This window comes from Amycolatopsis acidicola, assembly GCF_007713735.2.
Taxonomy (GTDB): domain Bacteria; phylum Actinomycetota; class Actinomycetes; order Mycobacteriales; family Pseudonocardiaceae; genus Amycolatopsis_E; species Amycolatopsis_E acidicola.
Map to the genome: position 1 here is coordinate 1 of NZ_VMNW02000051.1, position 22,650 is coordinate 22,650.

Below are 22,650 nucleotides of genomic sequence, written 5' to 3' on the forward strand. Positions count from 1 at the left end.
GGGTTGGGCAGGGCTCGGTTGGCAGGGCCCGGGTTCGCGGGGGCGCGGTTGGCGAAGCCCGGGTTGGCAGGGCCCGGATTGCGGGACCGGGTCGGCAGGGCCCGGTCGGCAGGGCGCGGGTGGCAGAGCCCGTTGGCAGAGCCCGGGTTGACAGAGCCCGTTGACGAAGCCCGTCGACGAAGCCCGTCGACGAAGCCCGCGTTCGCAGGGCCCGGTCGGCGGGGCCCGGTTGACAAAGCCGGGAACGGCGCCGATGGAAACGGCGGCCTTCAGCCGGGCGCGATCACCACACCGACCGGCAGCCACCAGCCCGGCCGACACTCCGGCGAGAGCGGCGAACATCCGGCCCGTCGCGGCGACCACTCCACCGGAACGCCCACCGCACCACCGGAACCGGCAAACACACACCCCCAGGCAGCCAACACACCACCGACAACCGCCACCACACACCCCCAGGCAGCCAACACACCACCGACAACCGCCACCACACACCCCCAGCCAGCCAACACACCAACGACAACCGCCGACACACTCCGTCCGGGCGGCGGCGCATCGAGCGCCGGTGCATCAGGGGTGTCTACTAGTGTGGTGATCGTGACCGAGGGCAGCAGAGCGCGCAGTAACCGGCGCGTCGTGTACGAGACGCTTCGCCGGCGGGTGCTCAACCTCGAGCTGCCGCCGGGGGCCGCGCTGTCCGAGAACGAGCTCGCGGCCGCCTTGGGGGTGAGCCGCACGCCGGTGCGGGAAAGCCTGATCCTGCTGGCCGAAGAGGGCCTCGTGCAGGTGTTCCCGCAGGTCGGTTCCTTCGTGTCGCGAGTCGATCCGCAGCGGGTGGCCGACGCGCAGTTCCTTCGGGAAGCCGTGGAGCTCGCCGCGCTCGCGGACCTGCCGGCCGAGCCACCGGCCGACGTCCTCGCCGAGCTGCGGGAAAACCTTGCGGCGCAACGGAAAAAGGACATCGACCTGGAGGAGTTCTTCGATCTCGACGAACGGTTCCACCACGGCCTGCTCCGCCTGAGCGGGCACGAACGCGCCTGGCCGACGGTCGTGTCGGCCAAGGGTCACCTCGATCGCGCCCGCCGCCTCGGCCTGCACCGCGCGGACTCCCCCAGGCTGTTCGTGCGCCAGCACGCGGAGATCCTCGAAGCGGTGGCCGGGCACGATCTCCCGGCCGCCGCCGAGACGATGAGGACGCACCTGCGCGAGGTGTTCGCCGACATCGAGCGGATCCGCGCCGAGCAGCCGGAGCTGTTCGCCTCCAACTCGGCCGCGGCGCCGGTGCGGCGCAACGTCGTCGTCTGGGAGTGAACCCGGCTCAGCGCCGGAAGTAGTGCCCCTCCCCGAGATCCGCCAAAAGCCCGGGCCGCACCGGCTGCCAGCCCAGCAGTTCACGCGTCGCCGCGGCCGACGCCGGGATGTCGAGCCCGAGCAGCCCGGCCAGCCAGCCGAAGTGCCCGGCCGCGTCGTCCGCCTCGATGGCCTTCACCGGCACGCCGAGCTGCTCGCCCATCACCTCCGCGAGCGAGCGGATCGGCACCCCCTCGTCGCCGACGGCGTGCAAAGTCGTGCCCGCCGGGGCTTTTTCCAGCGCCAGCCGGAAAAGGTTCGCGGCGTCGAGGCGATGCACGGCGGGCCACCGATTCGCCCCGTCACCGAGGTAGCCCGCCACGCCCTTCTCCCGGGCGATGCCCGCGAGCCGCGCCATGAACCCCTTGTCGCCCTCGCCGTGCACGGTCGGGCACAGCCGCACGATCGACGAGCGAATCCCTTGGGACGCCAGGGAAAGCACCAGTTCAGCCGTGGCGAGACGAGCCGCCGGGCCCTCGACGTCGGTGGGCGCCGGCCCGCCCTCGTGCCCGTCCTGTTCGGTCACCACACGGCCCGGCGTCAGCCCGCCCAGCCCGGAAGCGACCACCAGCGGCCGCCCGGAACCCGCGAGCGCCCCGGCGAAAGCCTCGACGGCGCGGCGTTCGGACCCGGCCGCTTCCCGGAAGTTCCCGGTGAACGCGATGTCGTGCTTGAAGGCCAGGTGGATCACGCCGTCCGACGCCGCGGCCGCGTCACGCAGCACGTCGAGATCATCCATCGTGCCGCGCAGGACCCGCGCCCCGGCCGCGGCCACGACCTCGGCCGAGGCCTCCGAGCGGGCGAGGCCGGTGACCTCGTGCCCTGCCTTGACGAGTTCCGGGACGACGGCCGAACCGATCCAGCCGGACGCGCCGGTGACGAAAACACGCATGGGAACAGCCTTTCGGCGAGTGATGTCAGTTTCTGTCATCAGAGTAGCAGCGATGTCAGACCCTGTCATCACGTACGATCTCCCGATGAGCCGATGGCAGCCCAACGCACACGGCCGGCTGGAGCAGGCCGCACTGGAGCTTTACGTCGAGCGCGGGTTCGACCGGACGACGGTGGCCGAGATAGCGGAACGGGCCGGGCTGACCGAGCGCACCTTCTACCGCCACTACGCCGACAAGCGCGAAGTGCTCTTCGGCGACGGCACGACGTTGCCGGCGTTGCTCGCGAAGGCCGTCGAGGAGGCGCCGGAGTCCGCGAAGCCGATCGACGCCGTCGCCGCCGCGCTCGACTCATGGGGCGTCCAGCTCCAGAAGAACCGCAAGGGCACGATGCGCCGCCACGACATCATTTCCGCGCATCCGGAGCTGTGGGAGCGCTACCTCGTGAAGCGGTCGAAGCTGGCCGCGGCGATGGCGGAAGGGTTGCGCGGACGCGGGGTCGACGAGCCGGCCGCCACTCTCGCGGCCGAGTCGGGCATGGCCGCCTTCGAGGTCGCGCACGCGCGCTGGCTCGGCGCCCCCGATTCGGCCGGGCTGACGCGTTACCTCCGCGAAGCGTTCCGCGAGCTGAAGGCCGTCATCGCGGGCGATTGACCGTCAGGCCAGGCTCAGCGGCGGGCGCCGGACGGCCAGCAGCAACGCGGCCAGCGTCGGCAGCCAGCGTTGCCCGCGGTCCGGTTCGGCGACCCAGCGCAGCTCCGGCGCGGTGACACCGGTGCACGGCAGCGGCACGGCCTGCCCATAGCCGAGCACCTCCACGCCGGTCGTCAGCTCGCCGCGGACGGTGATGCATTCGTTGGCGTCCGCGAGGAAAACCCAGTGCGGGCGGGCGTTTTCGACCGCGAGGACCGGGCCGTCCACGCCGAGCCGCTGCAGCCGCTCGTGCACGGTGCCCGCGATCCGGCGCGGCACGACCAGGGCCACCAGCCCGTTGTCGAGGACCAGCACGATCCGCCCGTCGCGCCGCTCGACCTGCCAGCCCAGCAACGCGCGGTACTCGGCGAGCCGCCAGCCGTGCGGCCGCCCCTGTAACGCGGGCGCGGTCACCGCAGCTCGTCCTTCATCACCTTGCCGGTGCCGTTCATCGGCAGCTCGGGCAGGAACTCCACGAACCGCGGCACCTTGAACCCGGCCATCCGCTCCCGGCTCCACGCGATCAGCTCGCCGGCGGTGACCGGCCGCCGCCGCACCACGAACGCCTTCCCGACCTCGCCGAGCCGTTCGTCGGGCACGCCGATCACCGCCGCCTGCGCGACCGCGGGGTGTTCGAGCAGGAAGCCCTCGATCTCCGCGGGATAGGCGTTGAACCCGCCGACGATGAACATGTCCTTCTTGCGGCCCACGATGCGCAGGTGCCCGCGCCCGTCGAGAGTGCCGAGATCGCCGGTGTGGAGCCAGTTTTCGGCGTCGATCGCTTCCGCCGTCGCGACCGGGTCGTCGAGATACCCCTGCATCACGCTGTAGCCGCGGACCAGCACCTCACCGTCCTCCGCCACGCGTACTTCCACGCCGTCGCAAGGAGTCCCGACGGTGGTCGCGATGTCCTCAAAGGAATCTCCCGGCCGGGACGCGGTCGCGGTGCCCGCCTCCGTCAGCCCGTAGCCGGTCATGATCGACTGGAACGGCAGCTCCCGGCGGATCCGGCGGATCAGCTCCACCGGGATGTCGGCCGCGCCGGTGACCGCCGCGCGCAGCGAGGACAGATCGCGCGTGCCGCGCGCTTCCAGCAGCGAGTGATACAGCGTGGGCGGGCCGGGCAGCATCGTGATCCGCTCGCGCTCCACCAGGTCCAGCACGCGATCCACGTCGAACACCGGGACGGGCAGGATGGTCGCGCCGCGGATCAGCGACGCGATACAGCCCGCCTTGTAGCCGAAGGTGTGGAAGAACGGGTTGACGATCAGGTACCGGTCGCCCTCGCGCAGATCCGCCAGATCGCACCATTCCGCGTACAGCCGCAGTGTCTGCTGGTGGTTCATCAGGACGCCCTTGGACTTCCCGGTGGTGCCGGAGGTGAACACGATGTCGGCGATGTCGGTGCCGTCGACCTCCCGCTCGAACGGCGCGCCGTCGTCGAGGAAGCCGGACCGGAGGTCGACCACCGGCACGGGCGCGGTGAACTCCAGGCCCAGGAACCCTTGCTGCGCAAGGACGAGCTTCGCGCCGCTGCGGGTGATCACGTCGGCGGCCTCGTCGGGCTTGAACCGGGTGTTCACCGGAACCAGCACGCCGCCCGCGGTCACCAGCCCGAACGCCGCGATGACCCATTCGGCCGAGTTGGGCGCCCAGATCGCGGCCCGGTCACCCTTGCCGATCCCGGCTTTCGCGAACGCGCCCGCCGCCACCCGCACCCGTTCGGCCAGTTCCGCGAAGCTCAGCCGCAGCGGGCCGTTGACCACCGCCTCGGCGTCACCGAAGCGTTCCCCCGCGGTCCGCACCAGCTGCGGGATGGTCGCCGGGATCCACCGGCCCAGATCGCCGCCCATGAGGTACCTCTCCGTCGCGCCACGGTATGCGAGATCATTCTTACCGTTTTGCGAGAATGCTATTCTCTCGCCGCGCTCGCCGCAATGTCCTGGCGCAGGCGGTACTTCTGCACCTTCCCGCTCGCGGTGCGCGGGAAGTCCTCGACTTCGTGCAGTTCCTCGGGCCATTTCTGCCTCGCCAGCCCGGCGCGGCCGAGGTGCGCGCGCAGCTCGTCAAGACCGGGCAGCGTGTGCCCGGGCTTGAGGCGCAGCACGGCCGCCGCGTGCTCGCCGAGCCGTTCGTCGGGGGCGGCGACGACGGCGGCTTCGGCGACCCCGGGCAGGCCGAGCAGGATCTCCTCGACCTCGCAGGCGCTGATGTTCTCGCCGCCGCGGATGATGAAGTCCGCCTTGCGATCGGTGATGGTGAGGTAGCCGTCTTCGTCGAGCTCGCCGACGTCGCCGGTGTGGTACCAGCCTTCGTCGTCGAAGACGGACGCGGTCAGCTCGTCGTCGGTGTAGCCGACGCACAGGTCCGGGCCGCGCGAGAGGATCTCGCCGTCCGGCGCGAGCCGGATTTCCACGCCAGGGCAGGCGTTTCCGTCCGTGTAGAGGCGTTTGTGCTCGGGCGCGTCGTGCACCGAGGCGGTGATCGACGGATGCTCGGTGCTGCCGTAGGCGCGGAAGACGGTGATCCCGAGCCCGGCCAGCCTCGTGGTGACGGCGTCCGGGACGGCGGACCCGCCCAGGCCCGCGTACTTCATCCCGCTCAGGTGCGCCGGCGTGAACCCGGGATGGTCCAGCAGGCTCGTCAGGTAGTACGGCACTCCCCCGCCGACGCTGAGCCCGTCGGACGCGATGAGGCGCAGCACCAGTTCCGGGTCCCAGACGTCGGCGAGGTTGACCGGGGTGCCGTCGAGCACCGGGATCAGGAAGGCGTTGACCATGCCGATGAAATGCCCGACCGGGGCGGAGGTGAGCTGCTTGCCGCGATCGGGCGGGTAGCGGGCGGCGAGCTGACGGGTCTCGAACCCGAGGGAGCGATGGCTGTGCACCACGCCTTTCGGGTCGCGGGTGGTGCCGGAGGTGAACGCGATCAGCGCGGGACCGGCGGGGTCGGCGGGCACCACCCCGGGCATCGGCTCGCCGGCGAGCAGGTCGTCGAAATCCCGGCCGACGACGCCGACGATGGGGACGTCCGCGCACAGCTCCGGGTCGAACTCCAGGCGCCCGAACCGTTCCGCGGTCACGAACACGCGCGGCCTCGTCGCGCCGAGGATGTAGCCGACCTCTTTGGGGCCGTAGAAGTGCACGATCGGCACCACGATCGCGCCGAGCAGGGACGAGGCCCAGAAGGTGCCGGCCGCCTCGACCCAGTTGGGCAGCTGGAACGCGACCACGTCGCCGGGCCCGACACCGCGCTCCCGCAACCCGGCCGCGAGCCTGCGAGCACGGTGTTCGACATCGCGGAAAGTGCCCGACCACGGCCTTACGGCGGAGTGCACGCGGAACGCCGCGTCCGGCGCGGCGGCCAGCCCGCGCGCGAGGAGATCGCCCAGGGTGTCCGCGGTCCACCAGCCTTCGGCTTCGTAGCGTTCGGCGAGTTCAGCGGGGATCTTGCGCATATGCGATATGTTATTCTCCTCACTGGAGAATGCCAATATCACCGGAAGAGAGTGCCGGAAAGGCGAGGCGCCGTGGTGAAGGACGTGACCGTCGAGGAGAGTCCGGTCGGGCCGGTGGTCCGGCCGCCGGAGGACACCGAGCTCGTCGTGCTGTATCTGCACGGGAACCAGGACGGGCCGGAGCCCGCGCTGGAAGCCGCGGGCCGGCTGGCGCTGCTGGCCGGGGCCACCGTCGTCTGCCCACGTTACCGGGGCGCTTTCCCGGCCGCCTTGATCGACGCGCATTCCGGCTACAGCTACTGCCAGGCGGCGGGTCCCGTGGCGGTGGTCGGTGAAGGGATCGGGGGCGCGCTCGCCACCGCGATGCTGGTGCAGCTGCGCGATTCCGAGGCGACCTCGCCGCGCCGCGCGGTGCTGGTGTCAGCGTTGCTCGACCTGACGCTGGACTCGAAAAGCCTGCAGTTCAACGCGAGCCCCACGTTCGACCTCGGCGCGCTGCGCAGCCGGATCGCGGACTACGCGCGCGGCACGCCGCTGACGGACTCGCACCTCAGCCCGCTCTACGCCAACCTGCACGGCCTGCCGCCGATGGCCTTGCTGGTCGCGGGCACCGACCCCATGCTGGACGACTCGCTCGCCTTCACCACCCGCGCGGCGCGCTCCGGGGTGGCGCTGGACCTGCGAGTCTGGCCCGACGCGGCGAGCTTCCACGCGCAGTCGACACACGTAATGGCGGAGTTCCTGGCGGCCCGCCACGCCGGCGCCGAGGCCGGGGCCGCGGCTTGAGTGGGGGGGCGCGTGGCTGGCGGGTTCACCGCGACCAAGCAGGCGGGCATTCACGCCTGAGGCGCAGCATGAGCACGCGAGCCGGATGCTCAGCCGGGTCCATCGCCGCCCGCCATCCGGGCACCCCAGCCAAAACCCCCGCGCTGCGCCCCGCGGGCGCCCAAGCCACAACCCCCGCGCCGCGCTACGGCGTGAGAGCACGCACGCAGTACGCGGCGATCCGCTCGACCTCAGGCTCCCCCGGCTCCACCCGCCGTTGCAGGTAATCCGACAGCATCCCGAAAGTCGCGTGCGCGGCGAGCGTCGCGTCGGCGGCCGGGGCGGTGCTGCCGAGTTCGGCGAACGGGCCGTGCAGCAACCCCGAGAGCCGCGCGCTGGCCGAGGGTTCCGCCGACGCGACCGGTTCGCCGAGGCGGCCCGCGTTCCACAGCACGGCCCGGGTCGTCGCGGCGCTGTCCTCGGCGGCTTGCGAGAGCACCCCGGCGACCCACCGCCGCACCTGCCGGTCCGCGCCCGGCGCCTTCGCCATCTGATGCGCCACATAGCTGTACAACCGGTCGGTCCCGTCCTCCAGTATCGCCGCGACGAGCGCGTCCTTCGACGGAAAATGCCGGTAGAAGGCGTCATTCGACAGTCCGGCGGCGGCGACGATGTCGGCCACCCTCGGCCGCGACTCCGTCCCACGGTCCCGGATCACGACCAGCGCGGCGTCCAGCAGACGCCGCACCTCACCGGCATAACCCGCCTCGCGTTTGGCCAGCGCGCGGCCCGCGATCCGTGCCGCGAGATCGCTCAGACTGTCGTTCTCGTTCATGAGAACATTATTCTGTCCAGGACCGCTCCCGCCAAGGAGGTTCCGTGCTCGTCCGGACCGAGATCGCCGACCGCGTCGCCACCGTGACGCTCGACCGGCCGGAGGCCCGCAACGCGCTGAGCCGCGCCCTCACCCACGAACTGTGGGACGCGATCACCGCCGCGGGCGCGGATCCCGCCGTGGACGTGGTGATCCTGACCGGCGCCGGTCCGGCCTTCTGCGCGGGCGCCGACCTCAAGGAGATCTCCGGGGAGACCCCGTCCACGACCGCCCCGCGCGGGCCTGGCCAAGGGCCCGAGCGGGACACCAACGGCCTCTTCCGGTTCCTGCCGGTCATCGAAAAACCCGTGCTCGGCGCCGTCAACGGCCCCGCGGTCACCGGTGGGCTGGAAGTGGCCCTGCAGTGCACTTTCCTCATCGCCTCGGAACGCGCCCGGTTCGCCGACACGCACGCGCGGCTGGGCGTGATGCCGGGCGCGGGCGCGAGTGTCCTGCTGGCCCGGAGAATCGGCCTCCAGCGCGCGATCGAGCTGTCGCTGACCGGGAACTTCCTTACGGCGGAGGAAGCATTGCACATCGGCTTGGTCAACCACGTCGTGCCGCACGAAGAACTGCTGCCCTTCGCCCGGAAACTGGCCGGGGACATCGCTTCCGGCGACCAGCCGGGCGTGCGGCACCTGCTCGCCCACTACCGGCGGATCGCGAACGCCGCCACCCTCGACGAAGCCCATCTCCTCGAAGGAATGCTGGCGGAGACGTGGCAGCAGGGCACCGGTCAGGTCGGCGCCCGGCGCTCCGAGGTCATGGCACGCGGCCGGGCTCAGACGGGTTCGAGCCCATCGACGCGCAGCAACGACCCCGTCGTGTAGGACGAAGCCGCGCTCGCGAAATACAGCGCCGCGGTGACGATCTCGTCCGGATAGCCGAATCGTCCTAAAAGGACGTCCGGCACCTCTTTCCCCGGGATCGCCCAGCTTTTCGAGATGTCCGTGTAGAACCCGCCCGGCGAGATCACGTTGAACCGCACCTTCGGCGCGAACTCCCGGGCGAACGCCACGCTCATCGCGTTGAGCGCCGCCTTCGCGCCCGCGTACGGCGCGAAACCGGGCGCGGGCCGCAGCGCGCCGGTGCTGGACACGCTGATCACCGAGCCGCCTTCCCCGGCCGCCATCCGTTCCGCCACCAGCGCGGACAACCGGAACGGGCCCTTGAAGTTCACCGACAGCACCTTGTCGAACAGCTCCTCGCCGGTGTCCACCGAGGACGGTGCGACCGGGGACATCCCGGCGTTGTTCACCAGGACATCCACCTTGCCGAACTGTTCGTAGGCACGCTCGGCCAGCGCGGACAGCTCGTCCCAATGCCCCACGTGGCAAGCGACGGGAAGCGCTTTCCGCCCGAGTTCGGACACCTCCCGCGCCACTTCCTCGCACGCGGGCAGCCGACGGCTCGCGATCACGACGTCGGCGCCCGCCGCGGCGTAGGCCAGCACGATGGCGCGCCCCAGCCCCCGGCTCCCGCCCGTGACCAGCGCGACCTTGCCCGACAGGTCGAACAGCTCGGCCGGGGTGCGCGCGGTCATTTCGCGGCCCCGTACCGCTCACGCAGGTGGCGTTTGTACAGCTTGCCGTTCGGGTCGCGGGGCAGCTGGTCGACGAAATCGACCGTGCGCGGGCATTTGTACGCCGCCAGCCGCGCGCGACAGTAGTCCAGCAGCTCCTCGCCGAGCCCCGGCCACGCCCCGTCCGCCCGCTGCACCACCGCTTTCACCGACTCGCCCATCTCCGCGTCCGGCACGCCGATCACCGCCGCGTCGGCCACCGCGGGATGGGTGAGAAGCACGTTCTCCGCCTCCTGCGGGTAGATGTTCACCCCGCCGGAGATGATCATGTGCGACTGCCGGTCGGTGAGGTAGAGATAGCCGTCCTCGTCGAGGTGGCCGATGTCACCGAGGGTCCGCCAGCCGTGTTTCTCCGAGACCGACGCCGTTTTGGCGGGGTCGTTGTGGTACTCGAACGGACGGCCGCCCGCGAAGTACACGACCCCGGTCTCCCCCGGCGGCAGCTCCTCGCCGTCCTCGCCGACGATGTGGCATTCGTTCAGCGGGCGGCCGACCGAACCGGGGTGCTCCAGCCATTCGCGCGGCCCGATCGAGGTGGTGCCGATGTCCTCGGTGCCCGAGTAGTACTCGTGGATGACCGGGCCCCACCAGTCGAGCATCCGCTGCTTCACCTCGACCGGGCAGGGCGCGGCGGCATGCACGACGTAGCGCATGCTGGAGACGTCGAACCGCTCGTGCCCCGGCAGCCGGAGCAGGCGGACGAACATCGTCGGCACGAACTGGGCGTGCGTGACCCGATGCCGTTCGATCAGCTCCAGGCAGCGGCGCGGGTCGAACCGCTCCATGACGACGACGGTCGCGCCGAGGCGGTGCATCGACATCGAGAACACCAGCGGGGCGGAGTGGTAGAGCGGCGCCGGCGAGAGGTACACCGAGCCCGGGCCCGCGTCCTGCATCACCAGCCCGCGCGCGATCTGCACCGGCGGCGCGGCCGGATCCCCGAAAGCCGTGCGCGGCAACGGTTTCCGCACGCCCTTCGGCCGGCCGGTGGTGCCCGAGGAATAGAGCATTTCGCGCCCTTCGCACTCGCCTTCGAGCGCCCCGGGCCCGTCCGCGGCGAGCACTTCGTCGTAGCGCTCGAACCCGGCGTGGGCGCCCACCGCGATCCGCACGGGGACGCGTGCCAGGTCGAGGCCGTCGAGCACGTCCGCCATCGCCTCGCTCGCGATGAGCGCGGCGGCTCCGCAGTCGTCGAGCACGTACTGCACCTCCCCAGCGAGCAGGTGGCTGTTGATCGCGGTGTAGTAGAGGCCGGACCGCTGGGCGGCCCAGGCGACTTCGAGGTATTCGCGGTTGTTCTCCATCAGGATCGCGACGTGGTCGCCCACGCCGAGCCCTCGCGCCCGCAACGCCCGCGCGAACCGGGTCGACCGCTCGTCGAGCTGCCCGTAGGTCACCACTTCGCCGCTGTCACCGAGGATGATCGCCGCCACGTCAGGGTCCTGGTCCGCGTGCCAGGACGGCGTCATCTCCAGCGGGCGCACGGTCATCGGGCCGCTCCCAACGCGGCCAGCACCCCGCCGTCGACCGGGATGTCGATGCCATTGACGAAACTCGCCTCGGCCGAGAGCGCGAACGCGACGACGGCGGCGACTTCCGCGGCCTGTCCCCGGCGGGCCAGCGGCGTGCGTTCGACGAGTGCCGCCATACTGGGATGCTCCCCGGCTTCCTGGCGCCCCTGCGGGGTGTCGATGATGCCCGGCGACACAGAGCAGATCCGTGCCCCGGCCGGGCCGAGCCGCACCGCTTCCTGCCGGACGAACCGGTGCACGCCGCGTTTGGCCCAGGAGTAGGCGGTTCCCGTGTCCTCAATGGACTCACCGAGAGCTTCGCGCAGTCTGCCGGTGAGTCCGGGATCGAGAGGTTCGTCGAGGGCCGCGAGCGCGCCGGGCGGCGGGACAGTGGGGTCGAGCAAGGGGGCCATCGAGGCGAAACACACCATGGCCGTGCCCGCCGTCGCGAGCGGCCGCAGGGTTTCGGCGAGGCGCGCGGTGGCGACGAAGTCGACCTCGAAGATGCGCCGCCAGTCCGCCATCGACGGCGAGATCCCCGCCGCGTGGGCGACGGCTCGCAGCGTGCCGAGCCCGGCCACCCGCTCAGCCAGCCCGCGCAGGCCGTCGGCGTCGGTGATGTCGAGGACGTACGCGCGTCCGCCCAGCTGCCCGGCCGCTTCCTTCGCGGCCGCCTCGTCGAGATCGACGAGGAGCAGTTCGTCGACGGTGCCCGCCATCCGCTCCGCGCACGCCAAGCCCATGCCGCGGCCCGCGCCGGTCACGACGCCCACTGTGGTCATGCCACGCTCCAGCACTGGGACAGGCCGGGCTCCGCGGCCCGGCTGAGCAGTTCGATCCGGACCCCGTCGTCGTTGCGGTAGAAGGCGAAGTAGGGCTTTCCGTCCGGGCCCGTCCGCGAGGCCTCGACCCGGAACCCCTTGTCCGCCAGCTCGCACCCGTCCCCGGCCACGTCGTCGGACCAGTAGCCGAGGTGGTGGATCCCGTCCGGTTCCCAGAGCGTGCCCGGGATGCTCCGGATCACCTCCAGGCGCGGGACGGAAACCGAGTAGGCGCACCGGATGTCGAGCACCCGCTCACCGCCCGGCAGCGTCACCGGGTTCGGGCCACCGACGACGGGGCCCCATTCGTAGCCCAGGACCGCAGACAGCGCCGACATCATCGCTTCGAGGTCCCCGGCGACGATGCCGAGGTGGAACTGATCGCCCGCTCGCACCGTGCGAGAATATCATTCTCTCTTTGGTGAATAAAGTTCTCGCGTCAGGACGCGATGCAACGGCACCGTGCAGCCGAAGACGAAGAGGCCGAACAGCGTGATGGGCCCGAGCCCCACCGGGAACAGCGGCACCTCACCGACCCGGCCCGCGTTGCCGATCCAGTTCCCGCCGACGTCCACCACCATCACCGCGGCCGCGAGCCAGACGCCCGCCCGGCGCGCGAGCGCGATCAGCACCGCGGTCAGCGGATCGAGGAAAACCAGGCACACGAAGAAAACCCGGAACACCAGCGGGTACGCGTCGTAGGCGTGAAGACCACTGCGGGCGAGGTCGAGGAGGTGCGCGCCCGTCCCTTCGAGGAACCCGGCGAGGTACACCGCGAGGAGCCACCTCGCCCACACCGGCAGCGCGCCCCAGCGTTCCCCCACGCGCGAAGATTATCCGATGGAGACGAGGTCCTCCTTGCCGAACGGCTCGTCGAACAGGTCGCCGGTGTGGAACAACTCGGTGGGGCCGAGGGCATCGGGCGGCTCCGCCGCGGCCGCCAGCGCCTCCGCCTTGAACGCGCGGGCCGCGACGCTGAGGGTGTGCAGCACCGGGCAGTCGTCCTCGTCGGGGATCGGCCAGGATCCGCCCCACACCCACACTTCGGTGAGCCGCTGTTCCAGCAGGATGCCGACCGCGCGCCGTACGCGCTGATCCGCTTCGTACAGCCTGGCGTCGACCGCGACGGCGTGCGGGCGCGGCCCGTGCGCCGGGGAGGTGAGCGCGGCCTCCAGGTCGAGCGCGCGCACGCCGAGGATCTGCAGCGGGCGCGCGTCGGCCAGGTCCGAGACAAGCGCCATCACGTCCCAGCCCGCCATCACGTGGTCGAACAGCCAGCCGCCCGCCGAGCGGACCGCGCCCGCCATGCTCGGCGCGAGCACCACGAGCCGGTGCGTCAGGGGCCGGCGGCGGGCGCGGTGAGCTGACGGGCCAGTGACCGGGTGTACTCCGCGAACACCTCGGGCAGCCGGATCGACGGATCGAGCAGCCATGTTGTCTCCATCCCGTAGAGAAACGCGACGACTTCCACAGCCTTGAGGTCCGCGTCGATGTCCGCGCGGTAGCGGCCGTCGCGCTGCCCGCGCCGGATGCCGTCCGCCACCGTCCCGACCGCGGCGTGGTACCGGTCCAGGAGGCGGTCGTGCAGCGGGGCGTCCGGATCGAGGTTCTCGAGCAGGAGAACCACGTACATGCCGACGAGCTCGGGCACGCGCTGGAACCGTTCGGAGACACCGTCGATCTGCTCGATGAGATCCTCGGACAGCTCGCGGTGGGCGTCGTCGTAGGCGTCGCGCGCTTCGAGCACCGCGTGCAGGAGCTGGTCCTTGGATTCGAAGTGGTGGAGCAGGCCCGCGGGGCTGACCCCGGCCTCGCGGGCGATCTGGCCGAGAGTGGTGTTGCGCCAGCCGTTACGCGTCAGCAGGCGTTGCGCGACCGCGAGTATGCGCTGGCGGCGATCCTCGCCCTTGGCGAGCAACGTGGCGTACGGGCGCTGATCGGACACCGGACTCCTTTGTCAACCGACCTACCGAACATACATTAAGTAGGTTCACCGGATATGACAAGGGTCACAGTGGGCGGGATTCCGGTGGCGTGCGGGGGAATCCCGGAGTGGCGGCGGCTACCCGTTCAGCACGCCGTCGAGGATGCGCTGGTATTCGTCCATCGCCTGGAAACCGACGATCACGGACCACAGGCTCGAAATGAGCGCGAGTACGCAGAAGACGATGCAGACGCCGTTCACGGCACGGACCGCGAACACCATCGCGGCGATCCCGGCGATCAGCGCGACGAACCCGACGACGATCACCGTCTGGTAGTCCATCACCCGCGACGTCCCGGTGACGATCTCGGCGATCGCGGCCAGCGCGACGGCGGGCCACGTGAACCAATGGTGCAGCGGTGCCTTTCGCGGCGCGGGCTGGGGAATCCCGGCGCGCGGCGGCCGATCACCGTGCGCCGGTTCATCACCCGCGACGGCCCGGTGACGATCTCGGCTCTCCCGGCCGGGGCGACGTGAACCGGTGGTGCAGCGGTGTTTTCCGGGTACCGACGCACGGTTCCCGCTGGTTACACGGCTGCGGGCCGGGCCACGACGAATTACCGTGGACCCTCATGGCGGGGCGGAAGCGGGCCGGGGTGCCGGAGTGGGTGGAGCCGATGCTGGCCACCGGGGACCGTGGGCGGATTCCGGCGGGGCCGGAGTGGGCGTATGAGTACAAGGTGGACGGCTACCGCGCCTGCATGCGCGTCGCGCCGGGCGGGGCCACCGTGCTGACCAGCCGCAACGGCATCGACTTCACCGCCGAATTCGCGGACCTCGCCGGGGTTTTCGGCGACGCGCTGGGCGGCGCCGACGCCGTGCTGGACGGCGAAGTCGTGGCCTACGACGAAAACGGCAAGGTCGATTTCAGCGCCCTCCAGGAACGCCGCGGCCGCTACCAGTCCCACCGGAGTTCGATCCGCCGCGACGAGCCGTTCGACGACGTGCCCGTCCGCTTCCTCGCCTTCGATCTCCTCCGCTACGCCGGCCGCTCCCTCCTCACCGCCCCCTACGACGAGCGCCGCGCCCTGCTGGAGGCGCTGCCGTTGCCCGACCCGTACCGGATCTCGGTCGTGCGCACCTTCACCTGGACCGAGCTCGACGCCGATCACCGCACGCCCGAAAACCTCCTCGAACACGTCGCCGCCACGGCCCGCGAGGGGCTGATGGCCAAGCTGCGCACCGGCGCGTACCACCCCGGCCGCCGCACCGACCTCTGGCGCAAGCACCCCCTGACCCACACCACCGAGGTGATCATCTGCGGCTACCGCCCCGGCCAGGGCCGCATCGCGGGCCTGATGGGCGGGCTCCTCCTCGGCGCGCACGACCCGGCCACCGGCGACCTCGTGTACCTCGGCGACGTCGGCACCGGGTTCACCGAGGCCGAGCGCGCCCGCATGAAGGAACGCCTCGCGCCGCTGGAACGCCGGCGCCACCCCTTCGCCGTGGCGCCGCCGCGCGAGGACGTCGCCCGCGCCCAGTGGGTGGAGCCGCGTCTGGTGGGCGAAGTCGAGTACCGGCAGTTCACCCGTGGCGCCGGGCGCGTGCGCCACACCGCCTGGCGCGGCCTGCGAGAAGACCGCTCTCCGGACGAAGTCCTCACCCCGGGCGCCACCGACCCGCAACCGGTACCGGGGAAGAAAATCACCGTGCAGGCCGGGAAACGCCGGCTCCAGCTGTCCAATCTGGACAAACCGCTGTACCCCGACGGGTTCACCAAGGGCGAGGTGATCCACTACTACTCCCGGATCGCGGACGTGCTGCTGCCCCACCTCGCCGGCCGCCCGGTCACGTTCCTGCGCTACCCGGACGGCGTCGGCGGCGGCCAGTTCTTCGGGAAGAACGTGCCCAGTGGCGCCCCGTCCTGGCTGCCGACCGTCACCCTCCCCCGGCATCGCTCCCGCGAGACCGTCACGTACCCGTTGCTGGACGAACTCGCCGCACTCGTCTGGGCGGCGAACCTGGCGGCACTCGAACTGCACGTTCCACAGTGGACGGTCAACGTCGAAGGGGAGCCCGCTCTGCCGGACCTCCTGGTGTTCGATCTCGACCCCGGCCCGGGCACGACGATCGTCGACTGCTGCCGCGTCGCCGAACGGCTCCACGACGCGCTCGCCGAAGACGGGCTGACGGCGTTCGCGAAAACCTCGGGCTCCAAAGGGATGCAGCTCTACGCCGCGATCACCACCGGCGACCCGGGCACCCCGTCTGCCTACGCGAAAGCACTCGCCGAGCGGCTGGCCAGGGAGACGCCGGACACGGTCACCGCCGTGATGGCCAAGGCGAAACGCACCGGCCGCGTGTTCATCGACTGGTCGCAGAACAACCCGGCCAAGACCACCATCGCGCCGTACTCCTTGCGCGGCCGCGATTTGCCCACCGTCTCGACCCCGATCACCTGGGACGAGGTCCGCGCGGGCACCGACGCCGAGGCCCTGGTCTTCACCGCCGACGACGTCCTCGACCGGGTGGACGAACTCGGGGACCTGTTCGCCGGGCTCGACACGAACCGGGCACCGCTCCCGTAGCCGTCCCGGAATGTGGCACAGTGTGCTGCATAACGGATCGTGAGCTACACTCGGGTGGCGAACCACCAGCTCCACTGGGAGGCCCTCCGATGACAACGCCGTGGACCCCGATCCGGCTCCGGGACCTGTCCGTCCCGAACCGGGTGTGGCTGTCCCCGATGTGCCAGTACTCCGCCGACCGGGACGGCGCCCCGACCGACTGGCACCTCGCCCACTACGGCGCCCGTGCCGCGGGAGGCGTGGGCATGGTCGTGGTGGAGTGCACCGGCGTCGCCCCCGACATGCGCACCACGTCCCGGGATCTCGGCCTGTACACGGACGAACAGGTGGCCGGCCACCGGCGGCTCGCGGACGTCATCCGCTCCGTCGGGTCGATTCCCGCGGTCCAGCTCGGCGCCGCCGGGCGCAAGAGTTCGCACGGCGTTCCCTGGGACAACGCCGGCACCCGCAGCCCGATTCCGCCGGAGGATGGCGGATGGCAGCCCCTCGCGCCCTCACCGATCCCGTTCGCCGGCCTCGCGCTCCCCGCCGAGATGTCCACAAAGGACGGAACGCGGGTGCTCGAAGACCTCGAACGTTCCGCCCGCAACGCGCACCGCGCCGGTTACGAAGCCCTCGAACTCCACGGCGCGAACGGCTACCTGCTGCACGAGTTCCTTTCACCGCTGGCCAATCACCGCACCGACGCCTGGGGCGGCGATCTCGCCGGGCGCCTGCGGTTCCCGCTTCGGATGATCGAAGCCCTGCGCGCGGGCTGGCCGGAGGACAAGCCGCTCCTCGTCCGGCTGCCCGCCGCCGACCTGCTCGAAGACGGGCTCACGGAGGACGACATGGTCACCGTCGCGGCCGCGATGGGCGGCGCGGGCGCCGACCTGATCGACCTCGTGTCCGGCGCGCTGACCCCGAAGGCCCTCCGGCTCACGGAACCGTTGCACAATGCCAGGTTCGGTCCGCGTTTCCGGGCGGCGGGCGTTCCCGTGGCCGCGTCCGGCCTGGTTTCCGAGCCACACCACCTCGACGAAGCGGTGCCCGGACTCGTGGACGCCGTCCTGGTCGGGCGGGCGATCCTGCGTGATCCCTACTGGGCGCTCCGCGCCCGCGGCGCCGATCCGCGCGAGTCGTGGCCGAAGCAGTACCACCGCGCGTTCTGAGCCTCAGGCCGCCGCGATCAGCTCGCCGATCTCCTCGGCGCCGGCCATCACCAGGCGCGCCAGCGCTTTTTCCTTCGAGGCGGCGAACCGCATCTCCGGGACGGACAACGTGATCGCGGCGATGGGCAGCCCGGCGCCGTTGGTGACGGCGGCGCCGAGGGAGGCGACGTGCGGGCGGAACCAGTCGGACATGTTGACCGCGTAACCGCGCTCGGCGGCGCGCGCGATCTCCTTCCGGACTTCCCGGACGCTGGGGAGTTTCTCGTCGAAATCGCGGACTTCGCGCTTGAGCACCTCATCGGCCTCGGCCGGGTCGAGCCGGGCCAGGATCGCCACTCCCGCGGACGTGGCCCGCAGCGGCAGCCGCCTGCCGACCTCGATGAACACGCGCACGGCGTGCGTGCTGTCCTCACGCAGGATCACGACGAGGTCGTCCCCGTCACGGAGTCCGAAGTGGACTGTCTCGTTCGTCTCCGCGGCCAGGCGTTTGATCACCGGCCGGGCGATCTCGCGCAGGTCCTCCTCGCCGGCTCCCCGCAACCCGACGGTGAGGGCCTTCATCGTCACGCCCCACCGCGAGCGGGCCGGGTCCACGATCCGGAGCCAGCCCGCCTCCTGGAGCGTGACCAGGCAGCGCTGCACCGAGCTCTTCGGGATGCCCATCACACGCGAAAGCTCCGACACGCCGATCGGCTGGCGGCCGGCGACCTCCTCGAGCACCCGCAGCGTGCTCAGCACGCTGTTCATCGCACTGTTGCTCGCCTTGTTCGTCGCGGTCACGTTGACGCCTTCGCTCGCCTGCCGGGCCCGCAGCCTATCAATTCCGGCGGCCGCCCGTCCCGCATCCCGGCACGCGCGCGCCGCGGCGTCAGGAAACGGCGCGGCCGAACTCGGCGCGGATCGCGGCGTTGTGCTCGCCCAGCGCCGGGACCGGCCCCATCACGGGCTCGCGGCCCGCGACGTCGATCGGCGGCAGCAGCGCGGACATCGTGCCGCCCGGGGTGCCGACCGGGCGAAACCTGTCCCGCGCCCGCAGCTGCGGATGCCGGGTCAGCTCCTCCGGTGTGCGCAGCCGCGCGTTGGCGATTCCTTGGGCGTCAAGGAGTTCGGCGACCTGCCCGGCGTCGCGTCCGGCGAAAGCGCTTTCCAGGATCGGCGTGAGTTCGTCGTCGTGCGCCACCCTGTCCGGGTTGGCCGCGAAGCGCGGATCCTCGACCAGGTCGGGGCGGCGCAGGATCTCGCGGCACAGGACTGTCCATTCGCGATCGTTCTGCACCGCGAGGAACACCTGGCCGTCGCCCGTGCGGTACGGGCCGTACGGCGCGATCGACGGGTGCCGCGCCCCGGTACGGCGCGGCGGTTCCTCGCCGTAGCGCGAAAAATACGCGGGCTGGCTCATCCACTCCCCCAGCGCGTCGATCATCGCGACGTGCAGGCTCGCGCCCTCGCCGGTCTTTTCCCGCTCATACAGCGCGGACAGGATCCCGCTGTAGGCGTACATCCCGGTGGCGATGTCGGCGATCGAGATGCCCGCCTTCGCCGGGGAATCCGGGGTACCGGTGGACATCACGAGGCCGGTTTCGCACTGCACCAGCAGGTCGTAGGCCTTCTTCGCCCGGTACGGCCCCTCGGCGCCGTACCCGGAGATCGAGCAGTGGATCAGCTCCGGCCGCGCCGCGCGCACTGCCCCGGCGCCGAGCCCGAGCCGCTCGGCCGCGCCGGGGATCAGGTTCTGCACGAACACGTCCGCCGTGCCGATGATCGCGTCCAGCAGCGCGCGGTCGCCCGGGTTCTTGATGTCGAGCTCGACGCTCTCCTTGCCGCGGTTGAGCCACACGAAGTAGCTCGACTCCCCGTGCACGGTGTGGTCGTAGCCGCGTGCGAAGTCACCGGCGCCGGGACGTTCCACCTTGATCACCCGCGCGCCGAGGTCGGCGAGCTGCCGGGTGGCGAACGGCGCGGCGACGGCCTGTTCGAGCGCGACGACGGTGATCCCGTCGAGTGGTGGCCGCACGGTCAGATCCGGTGCCGCTGGACGAGCTGTTTGGCGATGACGTTGCGCTGGATTTCGTTGGTGCCCTCGCCGACGATCATCAGCGGCGCGTCGCGGAAGTAGCGCTCCACGTCGAATTCCGTGGAATAGCCGTAGCCGCCGTGGATGCGCACCGCGTTCAGCGCGATCTCCATCGCCGTCTCGGAGGCGAACAGCTTCGCCATCCCCGCTTCCATGTCGGCGCGTTCGCCCGAGTCGTAGCGGCGGGCGGCGTACTGGACGAGCTGGCGGGCCGCTTCGAGTTTGGTGCCCATGTCCGCCAGGTAGTTCCCGACCGACTGGTGCTGCCAGATCGGCTTGCCGAACGTCTCCCGCTCCTGGGCGTACCGCAGCGCGTCCTCGAACGCCGCCCGGCCGACCCCGAGCGCCCGGCACGCGACCTGGATCCGCCCGATCTCCAGCCCCCGCATCATCTGCGAGAAGCCCTTACCCTCCACGCCACCGAGCACCGCCGAGGCCGGGACGCGGAAGTCGGCGAAGGACAGCTCGCAGCTCTCCACGCCCTTGTAGCCGAGCTTGGGCAGATCCCGCGAGACCTCGAACCCGGGCCCTTTTTCCACCAGCAGCACGGAAATGCCCTTGTGCGGCGGGTTCGCGTCGCGGTCTGTCTTGCACAGCAGCGCGATCAGGCCGGACCGGCGGGCGTTGGAGATCCACGTCTTCGACCCGTTCACCACGAACTCGTCGCCTTCGCGGCGCGCGTGGGTGCGCATGGCCTGCAGGTCCGACCCGCCGCCCGGCTCGGTCAGCGCCATCGTCGCCCGCAGCTCGCCCGTCGCCATCCGCGGCAGGTACTTCTCCTGCTGCTCCGGGGTTCCGAACGTCACCAGCAGTTTCGCCACGACGGTGTGCCCGCCCATCGCGCCGGCCAGGCTCATCCAGCCGCGCGCGAGTTCCTCGGTGACCGCGGCGTAGCACTGCGCCGACACCGACGCCTCACCCCACGGCTCCGGGATCGCCAGCCCGAAGATCCCCAGCTGCTTCATCTGCTCGATGAGCTTCTCCGGATACGTGTTGGCGTGCTCCAGCTCCTGCACCACCGGCCGGACCTCGCGGTCCACCCACTCCCGCACCAGACCGGCGATCGCCGCCTCGTCCTCGCTGAGCTGATCCATCACGCTTCCTTTCCTTCGCCGCCCCTCTATCATGGGTCATCATGGCTACGTCCGTGAAATAACGATCTCTGATAGGGCCATGCCGGACCGGGATGACGCGAGGACACGATGGACGTCAAGCAGCTCACCGCGCTGGTGACCGTGGTCGAGGTCGGCAGCGTGACCCGCGCCGCCGAGCTCCTGCACCTGGTCCAGCCCGCCGTCACCCGGCAGATCAAGACGCTCGAACAGGAGCTGGGGGTGCCGCTGTTCGACCGCACCCGCCAGGGGATGCGGCCGACCGAAGCCGGGCTCAGCCTCGCCGAACGGGCCCGCCGCGCGCTGACCGAACTCGACCGCGCCCGCGCCGAACTGGCCCCCGAGCCCGGCGTGGTCACCGGCATCGTTTCGCTCGGCCTGCTCGAAAGCACCGCCGTCCTCATCGCCGAACCCCTGGTCGCCGCGATCCTGCGCGACCATCCCGGAATCGAGCTGCGCGTGCAGACCGCGTACTCGGGTCACCTGCAACGCTGGCTCGACGACGGCGATCTCGACCTGAGCCTGCTCTACAACCTCACCGGCTCACCCTCGCTCAACGTCACGCCACTCGTGCGGGAGCAGCTGTGGGCCGTCGCCCCGGCGTCGGCGAAACTCCGGCCGGGGAAGCCGGTTCCGTTCGGCACGCTCGCCGGGCAGCCGTTCGTCATGCCGGCCGCGGGCCACGGTCTGCGCATCGTGATCGAGGCCGCCGCCCGCGAGGCCGGGACGGACCTGACGGGCGGGGTGCAGACGAACTCCATGTTCCTGCAGAAACAGCTGGTGCTGGCCGGGCACGGCTGGACCATCCTGCCCGCGTGCGGGATCGCCGACGACGTGACCGCGGGCGTGCTGAGCGCGGCGCCGCTCGGCGAACCCGAGGTGTGGCGCTCCATCGTGCTCGCCATGCCCCGGACCGGGCGCGTCCCGCCCGCGGTCGACGCCGTCGCCAGGGAGCTCACCCGCCAGGTCCGGCACGCCGTCCACAAAGGACGATGGCCGTCCGCCGACCTGGCTTCGTAGCGGAGTTCCGCGTTGTCAGCCGCGGGGCAGGCTTCCGGTCGCGGCGTACTCCACTCGCCGGGCCACCGAGACCGCCTGGTCCCCGAACCGTTCGTAGAACCGGGCGACCAACGCGAGCGTCGAGGCCGAGGCGGCCCCGTGCGACCACTCGGGGCCGGTGATCCGCGCGAGGACCCTGGCGTGCACCTCGTCGACGGACTCGTCGGTGCGCTCGAGGTCGGGGAACACGCCCTCGGCCGGTTCGGTGATGAACTCCGCGACCCGGTCGGCCATGCCGGTGGTGATCTTGCCCAGCTCGACGAAGGAGTCCTCCAGCTCGGCCGGAACCACCCGCCCGGGATGGGCGATCCGGGTGGTGCCCGCGACGTGCGCGGCCAGGTCGCCCATGCGCTCGAGCTTCTCCGCGCAGTGCACCGCCGCCAGCACAACGCGAAGATCACCGGCGACGGGGGCCTGCAGGGCGAGCAGGGTGTGGGCCTGCTCTTCGGACTCGTCCCGCAGGACGTCGAGCCGCGCGTCACGGCCGAGAACCTGTTGCGCCAGGTCGAGGTCCGCGGTGAGCAACGCCGTGGTGGCGTCGCGCATAGCGTCGGCGGCGAACAGAGCCATGTCACGGAGCGCGGTGCCCAGGCGGGCCAGCTCACCTTGAAACGCTTCTCTCACGACCAGCAGCCTAGATCCTCGCGGTGCGGGCGAGAAGTCCGATCAGGACAGTACCCACCGTCGAGGTTGGACAGTGGCGGCTTCGAAGAGCCCCGCGACACGGTCCGGGGCGCGCGAAGTGATTACTTTCGGCATCTCGCGGCGCCCGGCCCGGCGGGCCTAGCCTCAGCCGGGAACG

General features: G+C 71.2%; 25 protein-coding genes. 8 read left to right on the top strand and 17 right to left on the bottom strand.

The window, feature by feature from the left end; translation table 11 throughout:
* The first annotated feature begins 594 nt into the window (after positions 1–594).
* Positions 595–1,308 carry a GntR family transcriptional regulator gene (locus FPZ12_RS28025; protein WP_243770068.1) on the top strand — a complete coding sequence of 238 codons (714 nt, stop codon included), beginning with the start codon at positions 595–597 and terminating at the stop codon, positions 1,306–1,308.
* A 7-nt stretch (positions 1,309–1,315) separates the two neighbouring features.
* Here FPZ12_RS28025 and FPZ12_RS28030 read toward each other — a convergent pair whose 3' ends face one another.
* A complete protein-coding gene (locus FPZ12_RS28030; RefSeq protein WP_144751478.1) occupies positions 1,316–2,239 on the bottom strand; it encodes an SDR family oxidoreductase in 924 nt (307 codons plus the stop codon).
* 85 nt (positions 2,240–2,324) lie between these two features.
* Here FPZ12_RS28030 and FPZ12_RS28035 point away from each other — a divergent pair, with 85 nt between their 5' ends.
* Positions 2,325–2,891, top strand: coding sequence for a TetR/AcrR family transcriptional regulator (locus tag FPZ12_RS28035; protein WP_144751481.1), 567 nt, complete (start codon positions 2,325–2,327; stop codon positions 2,889–2,891).
* 3 nt (positions 2,892–2,894) lie between these two features.
* Here the strand turns inward: FPZ12_RS28035 and FPZ12_RS28040 are convergent, their stop codons facing one another.
* The 3 genes from FPZ12_RS28040 to FPZ12_RS28050 are packed head-to-tail and all read right to left on the bottom strand — an operon-like array spanning position 2,895 to position 6,387.
* Positions 2,895–3,344, bottom strand: coding sequence for a hypothetical protein (locus FPZ12_RS28040; protein ID WP_144751484.1), 450 nt, complete (start codon positions 3,342–3,344; stop codon positions 2,895–2,897).
* Complete coding sequence (locus FPZ12_RS28045) at positions 3,341–4,783, bottom strand: FadD3 family acyl-CoA ligase (RefSeq protein WP_144751487.1); 1,443 nt, start codon at positions 4,781–4,783, stop codon at positions 3,341–3,343. The genes FPZ12_RS28040 and FPZ12_RS28045 overlap by 4 nt, the downstream gene beginning before the upstream one ends.
* Before the next feature lie 59 nt (positions 4,784–4,842).
* Positions 4,843–6,387, bottom strand: coding sequence for an AMP-binding protein (locus FPZ12_RS28050; RefSeq protein WP_144751491.1), 1,545 nt, complete (start codon positions 6,385–6,387; stop codon positions 4,843–4,845).
* A 75-nt stretch (positions 6,388–6,462) separates the two neighbouring features.
* Here FPZ12_RS28050 and FPZ12_RS28055 point away from each other — a divergent pair, with 75 nt between their 5' ends.
* Complete coding sequence (locus tag FPZ12_RS28055; RefSeq protein WP_208026039.1) at positions 6,463–7,173, top strand: alpha/beta hydrolase fold domain-containing protein; 711 nt, start codon at positions 6,463–6,465, stop codon at positions 7,171–7,173.
* Positions 7,174–7,357: 184 nt separating this feature from the next.
* Here FPZ12_RS28055 and FPZ12_RS28060 read toward each other — a convergent pair whose 3' ends face one another.
* Complete coding sequence (locus FPZ12_RS28060; protein ID WP_144751497.1) at positions 7,358–7,987, bottom strand: TetR/AcrR family transcriptional regulator; 630 nt, start codon at positions 7,985–7,987, stop codon at positions 7,358–7,360.
* Positions 7,988–8,031: 44 nt separating this feature from the next.
* Here FPZ12_RS28060 and FPZ12_RS28065 point away from each other — a divergent pair, with 44 nt between their 5' ends.
* Entirely contained in the window at positions 8,032–8,856 is an 825-nt protein-coding gene (locus FPZ12_RS28065; protein ID WP_144751500.1) for an enoyl-CoA hydratase, read from the top strand.
* Here FPZ12_RS28065 and FPZ12_RS28070 read toward each other — a convergent pair.
* From FPZ12_RS28070 to FPZ12_RS28105, 8 genes are all read right to left on the bottom strand, one after another.
* Positions 8,808–9,569: an SDR family NAD(P)-dependent oxidoreductase gene (locus FPZ12_RS28070; protein ID WP_144751503.1), complete on the bottom strand. Its 762-nt coding sequence runs from the start codon at positions 9,567–9,569 to the stop codon at positions 8,808–8,810. The genes FPZ12_RS28065 and FPZ12_RS28070 overlap by 49 nt on opposite strands.
* Complete coding sequence (locus FPZ12_RS28075) at positions 9,566–11,098, bottom strand: acyl-CoA synthetase (RefSeq protein WP_341771239.1); 1,533 nt, start codon at positions 11,096–11,098, stop codon at positions 9,566–9,568. Before FPZ12_RS28075 ends, FPZ12_RS28070 begins: the two co-directional genes overlap by 4 nt.
* Entirely contained in the window at positions 11,095–11,901 is an 807-nt protein-coding gene (locus FPZ12_RS28080) for an SDR family oxidoreductase (RefSeq protein WP_144751506.1), read from the bottom strand. The genes FPZ12_RS28075 and FPZ12_RS28080 overlap by 4 nt, the downstream gene beginning before the upstream one ends.
* Positions 11,898–12,335 carry a VOC family protein gene (locus FPZ12_RS28085; protein ID WP_144751509.1) on the bottom strand — a complete coding sequence of 146 codons (438 nt, stop codon included), beginning with the start codon at positions 12,333–12,335 and terminating at the stop codon, positions 11,898–11,900. The genes FPZ12_RS28080 and FPZ12_RS28085 overlap by 4 nt, the downstream gene beginning before the upstream one ends.
* Before the next feature lie 12 nt (positions 12,336–12,347).
* Positions 12,348–12,764: a hypothetical protein gene (locus FPZ12_RS28090; protein ID WP_144751512.1), complete on the bottom strand. Its 417-nt coding sequence runs from the start codon at positions 12,762–12,764 to the stop codon at positions 12,348–12,350.
* A gap of 9 nt (positions 12,765–12,773) precedes the next feature.
* A complete protein-coding gene (locus FPZ12_RS28095; RefSeq protein ID WP_208026040.1) occupies positions 12,774–13,265 on the bottom strand; it encodes a hypothetical protein in 492 nt (163 codons plus the stop codon).
* A gap of 11 nt (positions 13,266–13,276) precedes the next feature.
* On the bottom strand, positions 13,277–13,885 hold the full coding sequence (locus FPZ12_RS28100; RefSeq protein WP_144751515.1) for a TetR/AcrR family transcriptional regulator: 609 nt from the start codon (positions 13,883–13,885) through the stop codon (positions 13,277–13,279).
* 117 nt (positions 13,886–14,002) lie between these two features.
* On the bottom strand, positions 14,003–14,206 hold the full coding sequence (locus FPZ12_RS28105; protein ID WP_144751518.1) for a DUF308 domain-containing protein: 204 nt from the start codon (positions 14,204–14,206) through the stop codon (positions 14,003–14,005).
* Positions 14,207–14,272: 66 nt separating this feature from the next.
* Between FPZ12_RS28105 and FPZ12_RS46925 the strand changes: the two genes are divergently transcribed.
* From FPZ12_RS46925 to FPZ12_RS28115, 3 genes are all read left to right on the top strand, one after another.
* Positions 14,273–14,401 (top strand): hypothetical protein, encoded by a 129-nt coding sequence (locus tag FPZ12_RS46925; RefSeq protein WP_279537837.1) that lies wholly within the window; start codon positions 14,273–14,275, stop codon positions 14,399–14,401.
* Between the two features lie 95 nt (positions 14,402–14,496).
* The gene (gene ligD, locus FPZ12_RS28110; protein WP_166462935.1) at positions 14,497–16,452 is read left to right on the top strand and encodes a DNA ligase D; all 1,956 of its coding nucleotides are present in this window, start codon (positions 14,497–14,499) and stop codon (positions 16,450–16,452) included.
* 89 nt (positions 16,453–16,541) lie between these two features.
* Entirely contained in the window at positions 16,542–17,603 is a 1,062-nt protein-coding gene (locus FPZ12_RS28115; protein ID WP_144751521.1) for an oxidoreductase, read from the top strand.
* A gap of 3 nt (positions 17,604–17,606) precedes the next feature.
* Here the strand turns inward: FPZ12_RS28115 and FPZ12_RS28120 are convergent, their stop codons facing one another.
* The 3 genes from FPZ12_RS28120 to FPZ12_RS28130 form a co-directional block, all read right to left on the bottom strand.
* Positions 17,607–18,383 carry an IclR family transcriptional regulator gene (locus FPZ12_RS28120; protein WP_208026041.1) on the bottom strand — a complete coding sequence of 259 codons (777 nt, stop codon included), beginning with the start codon at positions 18,381–18,383 and terminating at the stop codon, positions 17,607–17,609.
* Between the two features lie 88 nt (positions 18,384–18,471).
* Entirely contained in the window at positions 18,472–19,617 is a 1,146-nt protein-coding gene (locus tag FPZ12_RS28125; protein ID WP_144751524.1) for a CaiB/BaiF CoA transferase family protein, read from the bottom strand.
* Between the two features lie 2 nt (positions 19,618–19,619).
* On the bottom strand, positions 19,620–20,771 hold the full coding sequence (locus FPZ12_RS28130; protein ID WP_144751527.1) for an acyl-CoA dehydrogenase family protein: 1,152 nt from the start codon (positions 20,769–20,771) through the stop codon (positions 19,620–19,622).
* Between the two features lie 108 nt (positions 20,772–20,879).
* On the opposite strand from FPZ12_RS28130, the gene FPZ12_RS28135 reads away from it, so the two are divergent.
* Positions 20,880–21,809, top strand: a complete 930-nt coding sequence (locus tag FPZ12_RS28135) for a LysR family transcriptional regulator (protein WP_144751530.1) — start codon at positions 20,880–20,882, stop codon at positions 21,807–21,809.
* A 15-nt stretch (positions 21,810–21,824) separates the two neighbouring features.
* On the opposite strand, the gene FPZ12_RS28140 is transcribed toward FPZ12_RS28135, so the two are convergent.
* Entirely contained in the window at positions 21,825–22,472 is a 648-nt protein-coding gene (locus FPZ12_RS28140) for a phosphate signaling complex PhoU family protein (RefSeq protein ID WP_144751533.1), read from the bottom strand.
* Positions 22,473–22,650: the final 178 nt, after the last annotated feature.

Bases quoted from the DNA above. Each gene is read 5' to 3' on its own strand.
- FPZ12_RS28030 (WP_144751478.1), bottom strand. From the start codon at position 2,239: ATGCGTGTTTTCGTCACCGGCGCGTCCGGCTGGATCGGTTCGGCCGTC.
- FPZ12_RS28035 (WP_144751481.1), top strand. From the start codon at position 2,325: ATGAGCCGATGGCAGCCCAACGCACACGGCCGGCTGGAGCAGGCCGCA.
- FPZ12_RS28045 (WP_144751487.1), bottom strand. From the start codon at position 4,783: ATGGGCGGCGATCTGGGCCGGTGGATCCCGGCGACCATCCCGCAGCTG.
- FPZ12_RS28050 (WP_144751491.1), bottom strand. From the start codon at position 6,387: ATGCGCAAGATCCCCGCTGAACTCGCCGAACGCTACGAAGCCGAAGGC.
- FPZ12_RS28060 (WP_144751497.1), bottom strand. From the start codon at position 7,987: ATGAACGAGAACGACAGTCTGAGCGATCTCGCGGCACGGATCGCGGGC.
- FPZ12_RS28070 (WP_144751503.1), bottom strand. From the start codon at position 9,569: ATGACCGCGCGCACCCCGGCCGAGCTGTTCGACCTGTCGGGCAAGGTC.
- FPZ12_RS28075 (WP_341771239.1), bottom strand. From the start codon at position 11,098: ATGACCGTGCGCCCGCTGGAGATGACGCCGTCCTGGCACGCGGACCAG.
- FPZ12_RS28080 (WP_144751506.1), bottom strand. From the start codon at position 11,901: ATGACCACAGTGGGCGTCGTGACCGGCGCGGGCCGCGGCATGGGCTTG.
- FPZ12_RS28105 (WP_144751518.1), bottom strand. From the start codon at position 14,206: ATGGACTACCAGACGGTGATCGTCGTCGGGTTCGTCGCGCTGATCGCC.
- FPZ12_RS46925 (WP_279537837.1), top strand. From the start codon at position 14,273: ATGGTGCAGCGGTGCCTTTCGCGGCGCGGGCTGGGGAATCCCGGCGCG.
- ligD (WP_166462935.1), top strand. From the start codon at position 14,497: ATGGCGGGGCGGAAGCGGGCCGGGGTGCCGGAGTGGGTGGAGCCGATG.
- FPZ12_RS28115 (WP_144751521.1), top strand. From the start codon at position 16,542: ATGACAACGCCGTGGACCCCGATCCGGCTCCGGGACCTGTCCGTCCCG.
- FPZ12_RS28130 (WP_144751527.1), bottom strand. From the start codon at position 20,771: ATGGATCAGCTCAGCGAGGACGAGGCGGCGATCGCCGGTCTGGTGCGG.
- FPZ12_RS28135 (WP_144751530.1), top strand. From the start codon at position 20,880: ATGGACGTCAAGCAGCTCACCGCGCTGGTGACCGTGGTCGAGGTCGGC.